The 6,302-nt window shown below is 39.6% G+C and carries 12 protein-coding genes and 1 pseudogene; all 13 read left to right on the forward strand.

From position 1 onward, the window contains the following. Positions 1–896, forward strand: an 896-nt coding sequence (locus J6578_RS10195) for a hypothetical protein (protein ID WP_353846673.1), incomplete at its 5' end; no start/stop codon positions are given. Further along, positions 877–1,275 carry a hypothetical protein gene (locus tag J6578_RS10200; RefSeq protein ID WP_287951102.1) on the forward strand — a complete coding sequence of 133 codons (399 nt, stop codon included), beginning with the start codon at positions 877–879 and terminating at the stop codon, positions 1,273–1,275. The genes J6578_RS10195 and J6578_RS10200, both read left to right, overlap by 20 nt. A gap of 49 nt (positions 1,276–1,324) precedes the next feature. Beyond that, on the forward strand, positions 1,325–1,714 hold the full coding sequence (locus J6578_RS10205) for a hypothetical protein (protein WP_287954602.1): 390 nt from the start codon (positions 1,325–1,327) through the stop codon (positions 1,712–1,714). Between the two features lie 32 nt (positions 1,715–1,746). Continuing rightward, positions 1,747–2,046 carry a hypothetical protein gene (locus J6578_RS10210; protein ID WP_287954604.1) on the forward strand — a complete coding sequence of 100 codons (300 nt, stop codon included), beginning with the start codon at positions 1,747–1,749 and terminating at the stop codon, positions 2,044–2,046. Continuing rightward, positions 2,027–2,416, forward strand: a complete 390-nt coding sequence (locus tag J6578_RS10215) for a hypothetical protein (protein ID WP_287954606.1) — start codon at positions 2,027–2,029, stop codon at positions 2,414–2,416. Before J6578_RS10210 ends, J6578_RS10215 begins: the two co-directional genes overlap by 20 nt. Before the next feature lie 32 nt (positions 2,417–2,448). Continuing rightward, positions 2,449–2,748: a hypothetical protein gene (locus tag J6578_RS10220; protein WP_287954604.1), complete on the forward strand. Its 300-nt coding sequence runs from the start codon at positions 2,449–2,451 to the stop codon at positions 2,746–2,748. Beyond that, positions 2,729–3,259: a hypothetical protein gene (locus J6578_RS10225; RefSeq protein WP_287954608.1), complete on the forward strand. Its 531-nt coding sequence runs from the start codon at positions 2,729–2,731 to the stop codon at positions 3,257–3,259. The genes J6578_RS10220 and J6578_RS10225 overlap by 20 nt, the downstream gene beginning before the upstream one ends. Before the next feature lie 107 nt (positions 3,260–3,366). Then, a complete protein-coding gene (locus J6578_RS10230) occupies positions 3,367–3,846 on the forward strand; it encodes a hypothetical protein (protein ID WP_287951095.1) in 480 nt (159 codons plus the stop codon). 1 nt (position 3,847) lies between these two features. Continuing rightward, positions 3,848–4,111 (forward strand): hypothetical protein, encoded by a 264-nt coding sequence (locus J6578_RS10235; RefSeq protein ID WP_287954609.1) that lies wholly within the window; start codon positions 3,848–3,850, stop codon positions 4,109–4,111. 166 nt (positions 4,112–4,277) lie between these two features. Continuing rightward, a complete protein-coding gene (locus tag J6578_RS10240; RefSeq protein WP_287954609.1) occupies positions 4,278–4,541 on the forward strand; it encodes a hypothetical protein in 264 nt (87 codons plus the stop codon). 166 nt (positions 4,542–4,707) lie between these two features. Continuing rightward, positions 4,708–4,971, forward strand: coding sequence for a hypothetical protein (locus tag J6578_RS10245; RefSeq protein ID WP_037408450.1), 264 nt, complete (start codon positions 4,708–4,710; stop codon positions 4,969–4,971). 38 nt (positions 4,972–5,009) lie between these two features. After that, positions 5,010–5,282 carry a hypothetical protein gene (locus J6578_RS10250; protein WP_287954610.1) on the forward strand — a complete coding sequence of 91 codons (273 nt, stop codon included), beginning with the start codon at positions 5,010–5,012 and terminating at the stop codon, positions 5,280–5,282. Positions 5,283–5,345: 63 nt separating this feature from the next. Next, positions 5,346–6,302, forward strand: a pseudogene (locus J6578_RS10255) (hypothetical protein); the annotation flags it as partial.

The raw sequence follows: 6,302 nt of genomic DNA on the forward strand, positions 1-6,302 counted from the left end.
ACGAAGAAGCCGCATTCAGAAATGCCATCAAACAAAACCCCGAAGCAGCGGCCAATGGCAACCTCTATGTAGTAGTTAACAACCCCACCGTAGAAGTTATCCCCGGTCTGGGCGAAGTTGGCTTTTATGCACTCTACGACAAAATTAACGAATTGCTCGGAGGCAGATTGCCATTAACCAATGCAGAAAAAACCAATGCTATACTGAAACAGTTGGCCAAACAAACCGGCACAGAAATCATAGGAAATAACCACAGCCGCGGTTCAATGACCGATAAAGTCAGCACCGCTTACCTGCAGAATAAAAAGGACGAAACCGGTATCCCCATCTCCAGAACCAAATATCTCGGTCCGGCAGCGCACATAAGAGGCGAATATGAAATGCTCCAGAAAAATGGTTATATCGATGAAGATAACATCAACAGCACCTTATTCCTAGGCAACCACAATACCGACTTTGTTGGCGGAATAGTCGGTTTCAACCCGGTAACCGCCGGAGAGTGTATCGGCAACCCCTTAGGCTCATGTTACAGCCACAGTAGTTACAATGGTGACTACTATCTTAACGAGTATTTGCAGAATCTAGATGGTATCGAATATATTGATAAAAACACCGGCAAGCCGATTCCAAATCCAGAATTTGGGAAAATTAACGACACCGTAGTCAAACCCAAAAAGGATGAAAACGGACGAAATATCAATCCAACCCTAGCTCAGGCAGTGGTGATAGATGCAGATGGGTATATCAATCTAGTTGATAGACAGGGTAATATGACTACCTTAGATAAGTGGACACGTAAACCGATTAGAACCACCCAGATACCAATACATGAAGTTAATGGCAAACGTTATTTTAATTTTGAAGGAAAGAGATATCATGCAGATCCACCACGCTAAACCAAAATTACTGCTTCTAACCGGCTTAAGTATACTATTAACCGGATGCAGTATATCCGATTGGTATAATGGCTATTATGTAGATAGGTCATCAATGAAAAGATACACTAAAAGAAGTGACGCTTACTACAATGCTGAATCCCCTGAAATGAAGGAACTGAGGAAAAAAAATCAAGCATATTGCTCTGATCTGGCCTCAAGGCCGGAAAATCGGATTGCGAAGAAAGGCTATGAAAATGGAGTTTTTAATGAACCAATGTATTCTGTATGCATGGAAAAAGGCGGAACCCCCACTTTTGGTACTTATGAATCAAGGCAAGATGAAAAACAGCGAGCTGAGCGAAGAGCGCGCGGAGAAATAGTACCAGAGTTTCAGTAAAGCACGTGTGATAGTAGCATCTTTTTTATTTTATAAAGAAAGAGATATCATGCAGATCCACCGCGCTAAACTAAAATTACTGCTTCTAACAAGCTTAGGTATACTATTAACCGGTTGCAGTATATCCGATTGGTATAATGGCTATTATGTGGAAAGAGCAGCTATTATAAAAGGGCAGAAAGATCGTGCAGCTTACTATAATGCAGAATCCCCAGAAATGAAGGAACTGAGGAAAAAAAATCAAGCATATTGCTCTGATCTGGCCTCAAGGCCGGAAAATCGGGTTGTGGAGATAGGTTATGAAAACCGAGTTTTTAATGAACCAATGTATACAGGTTGTATGGAAAGACGAGGTACCCCTACTTTTGGTACTTATAAATCAAGGCAAGCGGAAAAACGGCGAGAAGAAAGAAGAGCACGCGGAGAAATAGTACTCTAAATTCCAGTCACAACCTGATTAAAGAAGATACCATGACTAGCACCCGCTTATTAATCATAACCGGCCTTATGCTACTATTAAGCGGGTGCAGCATATCCGACTGGTATAACAACTATCAAGAAAAACAACCTTATAATTATTCTGATCCTAAAGCAGTCGTGATAGGAAAAGACGGCTACATCAGATTGGTTGATAGGCATGGAAATATGGTGACATTGGATAAAATAACAAATAAACCAATTAAAGTAACGCAAATACCAATACATGAAGTTAATGGCAAACGTTATTTTAATTTTGAAGGAAAGAGATACCATGCAGATCCACCGCGCTAAACCAAAACTACTGCTTCTAACAGGCTTCATTCTGCTATTAACCGGCTGTAGCATATCCGATTGGTACAATGGTTATTATGTGGAAAGAGCCTCTATTATAAAAGGGCAGAAAGATAGTGCAGCTTACTACGATGCTGAATCACCAGAAATGAAGGAACTGAGGAAAAAAAATGATGCTTATTGTACGGAATTAGCCTCAAGGCCGGAAAATCGGGTTGTGGAGATAGGTTATGAAAACCGAGTTTTTAATGAACCAATGTATACAGGTTGTATGGAAAGACGAGGTACCCCTACTTTTGGTACTTATAAATCAAGGCAAGCGGAAAAACGGCGAGAAGAAAGAAGAGCACGCGGAGAAATAGTACTCTAAATTCCAGTCACAACCTGATTAAAGAAGATACCATGACTAGCACCCGCTTATTAATCATAACCGGCCTTATGCTACTATTAAGCGGGTGCAGCATATCCGACTGGTATAACAACTATCAAGAAAAACAACCTTATAATTATTCTGATCCTAAAGCAGTCGTGATAGGAAAAGACGGCTACATCAGATTGGTTGATAGGCATGGAAATATGGTGACATTGGATAAAATAACAAATAAACCAATTAAAGTAACGCAAATACCAATACATGAAGTTAATGGCAAACGTTATTTTAATTTTGAAGGAAAAAGATACCATGCAGATCCACCGCGCTAAACCAAAATTACTGCTTCTAACAGGCTTAAGTGTACTATTAACCGGATGCAGTATATCCGACTGGTATAATGGCTATTATGCGGAAACAGCCTCTATTAGAAGAGTACATAAAGAAAGAAATGCTTACTACGAAGCTGAATCCCCAGAAATGAAGGAACTGAGGAAAACAAATCAAACATACTGCTCTGATCTGGCCTCAAGGCCGGAAAATAGGGTTGCAAGAAAAGGTTATAAAAATGGTGTATCTAATACTCCTATGTATACAAATTGTATGGAAAGACGAGGTACCCCAACATTTGAAACTTATAAATCAATGCAAGCGGAAAAACGGCGAGTTGAGCGAAGAGCGCGCGGAAAATGTATCGGTTCATGTTACAGCCACAGCAGCTACAATGGTCACTACTATCTTGACGCGTATTTGAAGGATCTAGATGGTAACGACTGTATTGATAAAAACACCGGCAAGCCGATTTCAAATCCAGAATTTGATATAATTTTAGAGGCACTGTAATAGAACCCAAAAAAGATCCAAATGATCAATATAACAATCCAACCCTAGCTCAGGCAGTGGTGATCGATGCAGATGGGTATATCAATCTGGTTGATAGACAGAGTAATATGACTACCTTAGATAAGTGGACACGTAAACCGATTAGAACCACCCAGATACCGATATTTTATGGCACCGCGACCCATGTACCTTGGTATGCGAACCAACTGGTTACAAATGGTTATGAAGGAAGCAGAGCCTATTCCGCAGTACACTATACCGATTTTGTTGGCCGAAGCCCTGCTGCATTTTTCCGGAGTCCATATACCATAGGAGGCAATGCACCAACAGGAGGAGTGGAAAATAAACCATTTATGTACTCACATAGCAGCTATTTTAGGGAAAAGCCGAAAGATATTTTGATAGACGAAAAAGGCAGAAATATAGATGCGAACGGCAATTTGACTGGTGATAGAAAAGTTGAAAATCCTTATCGTGATGATTTTAATGAAAAATGGACTGAAGGACCAAATCATAATCTAAACAAAGATAATCCCTCTTTACCGGTTTTAGTTAAACCCTCAAGAACAAGGCAAGGAGTGAGGTAAAATGAAACGTAAAATTAATATTTTATTAATAGGTATTTTTTGTATTGGACTATCTGGCTGTTATGAATCTGTAGTCCGGTTTTGGAATAATGATGGTTGGGAACCCCCTCCAGCTAAAAAAAAAGCCAAAAAAGAATGCTTTGAAGAACTTGAATCTATTCCCGAACCTCAAAATAAAAGTCCTGGTTCAAAAGAAATGCAAGACTGGTTAGGTAATGTATATATACCGGCCAGAAATGAATGTCTAAGAAGAAAAGGATATTAGATTCAAGCAAAGATTTTACTGCTTTGGTTTTGTAGTCGAAATCCACTAGTGTTTTTACCCAACCACTACATCATAACATCTGGTACAAATCATAATCTAAACAAAGATAATCCCTCTTTACCGGTTTTAGTTAAACCCTCAAGAACAAGGCAAGGAGTGAGGTAAAATGAAACGTAAAATTAATATTTTATTAATAGGTATTTTTTGTATTGGACTATCTGGCTGTTATGAATCTGTAGTCCGGTTTTGGAATAATGATGGTTGGGAACCCCCTCCAGCTAAAAAAAAAGCCAAAAAAGAATGCTTTGAAGAACTTGAATCTATTCCCGAACCTCAAAATAAAAGTCCTGGTTCAAAAGAAATGCAAGACTGGTTAGGTAATGTATATATACCGGCCAGAAATGAATGTCTAAGAAGAAAAGGATATTAGATTCAAGCAAAGATTTTACTGCTTTGGTTTTGTAGTCGAAATCCACTAGTGTTTTTACCCAACCACTACATCATAACATCTGGTACAAATCATAATCTAAACAAAGATAATCCCTCTTTACCGGTTTTAGTTAAACCCTCAAGAACAAGGCAAGGAGTGAGGTAAAATGAAACGTAAAATTAATATTTTATTAATAGGTATTTTTTGTATTGGACTATCTGGCTGTTATGAATCTGTAGTCCGGTTTTGGAATAATGATGGTTGGGAACCCCCTCCAGCTAAAAAAAAAGCCAAAAAAGAATGCTTTGAAGAACTTGAATCTATTCCCGAACCTCAAAATAAAAGTCCTGGTTCAAAAGAAATGCAGGACTGGTTAGGTAAAGTGTATGGTCCTGCTGAAAGAGAATGTATGAAAAGAAAAGGATTTTAGATTCAAGCAAAGGTTTTAACCATGTATAAGGAAAGAAAATGATGGAAAACAAGATAAAATTTTTAGCGATAGCAAGTTTTATCGCATTATGTGGATGCGGTACCAATACCTCCGCCTACCAGAAACAACTCGAAGCCAATGGGCATACTAGTAGCAGAGTAATAGTTTATCCCGCTAACGAGAAATACGCACAACCTCCCGCTCAATATCTTGTAGATGAACGCGGACGTTACATAGATGAGAATGGTAATCTTACTGATCACCCTGTGGAAAATCCCTATTATAGAGATTATATGAAGCATCACAGATAACGTTTTGAATATAACGGCCTCAGAACCGAAAAAAGCATCGAATTAGAAAAAGAAGGGCGCAGAATGGAGCAGAATATAGCCTATCTGGATACCGCCCTCGGCATATTATGGGCAGGTGATATTGGTACCGCAGCATTAGAAACCGCAACCCTACATGCCGACTATGCCAAAAACGCAGCCAGACACATAACAGCCGGAAAAGTTTACAAAGTCACCTGCTCAGGCGCAGAAGCACAGTATTTTTGTAAAGACATCAATAACGTTAACGATGCCATAGCCGCCGGTGATCAAAGTAAATTAACTAAAGAAGACAATAAAAATGCCTCATTTGAAGGAACCGCAATCCAGATTTATGCTTACGGTGAAATCATGGATGGCAAATCAGTATTGATTTCTAATCCGGGCATCTACAACAACGAAGAAGCCGCATTCAGAAATGCCATCAAACAAAACCCCGAAGCAGCGGCCAAAGGCAACCTCTATGTAGTAGTTAACAACCCCACCGTAGAAGTTATCCCCGGCTTAGGCGAAGTTGGCTTTTATGCACTCTACGACAAAATTAACGAATTGCTCGGAGGTAGATTTCCATTAACCAATGCAGAAAAAACCAATGCTATACTGAAACAGCTGGCCAAACAAACCGGCACAGAAATCATAGGAAATAACCACAGTCGTGGCTCAATGACCGATAAAGTCAGCTCAGCCTACCTGCAGAATAAAAAGGACGAAATCGGTACCCCCATCGTAAAAAACAAATATCTCGGTCCGGCAGCGCACATAAGAGGCGAATATGAAATGCTCCAGAAAAATGGTTATATCGATGAAGATAACATCAACAGCACCTTATTCCTAGGCAACAACAATACCGATTTTGTTGGCAGATTAGTCGGTCTCAACCCGGTAACTGCCGGAGAGTGTGTCGGCAACCCACTAGGCTCATGTTACAGCCACAGCAGTTACAATGTTTCACGCAGGCTTGCTGTTACATTATCAAATAAACCAGATTGTTTGATGCGATCA

It is taken from the genome of Snodgrassella sp. (genome assembly GCF_024103505.1).
Lineage (GTDB): Bacteria > Pseudomonadota > Gammaproteobacteria > Burkholderiales > Neisseriaceae > Snodgrassella > Snodgrassella communis.

Bases quoted from the DNA above. Each gene is read 5' to 3' on its own strand.
- J6578_RS10200 (WP_287951102.1), top strand. From the start codon at position 877: ATGCAGATCCACCACGCTAAACCAAAATTACTGCTTCTAACCGGCTTA.
- J6578_RS10205 (WP_287954602.1), top strand. From the start codon at position 1,325: ATGCAGATCCACCGCGCTAAACTAAAATTACTGCTTCTAACAAGCTTA.
- J6578_RS10210 (WP_287954604.1), top strand. From the start codon at position 1,747: ATGACTAGCACCCGCTTATTAATCATAACCGGCCTTATGCTACTATTA.
- J6578_RS10215 (WP_287954606.1), top strand. From the start codon at position 2,027: ATGCAGATCCACCGCGCTAAACCAAAACTACTGCTTCTAACAGGCTTC.
- J6578_RS10220 (WP_287954604.1), top strand. From the start codon at position 2,449: ATGACTAGCACCCGCTTATTAATCATAACCGGCCTTATGCTACTATTA.
- J6578_RS10225 (WP_287954608.1), top strand. From the start codon at position 2,729: ATGCAGATCCACCGCGCTAAACCAAAATTACTGCTTCTAACAGGCTTA.
- J6578_RS10230 (WP_287951095.1), top strand. From the start codon at position 3,367: ATGACTACCTTAGATAAGTGGACACGTAAACCGATTAGAACCACCCAG.
- J6578_RS10235 (WP_287954609.1), top strand. From the start codon at position 3,848: ATGAAACGTAAAATTAATATTTTATTAATAGGTATTTTTTGTATTGGA.
- J6578_RS10240 (WP_287954609.1), top strand. From the start codon at position 4,278: ATGAAACGTAAAATTAATATTTTATTAATAGGTATTTTTTGTATTGGA.
- J6578_RS10245 (WP_037408450.1), top strand. From the start codon at position 4,708: ATGAAACGTAAAATTAATATTTTATTAATAGGTATTTTTTGTATTGGA.
- J6578_RS10250 (WP_287954610.1), top strand. From the start codon at position 5,010: ATGATGGAAAACAAGATAAAATTTTTAGCGATAGCAAGTTTTATCGCA.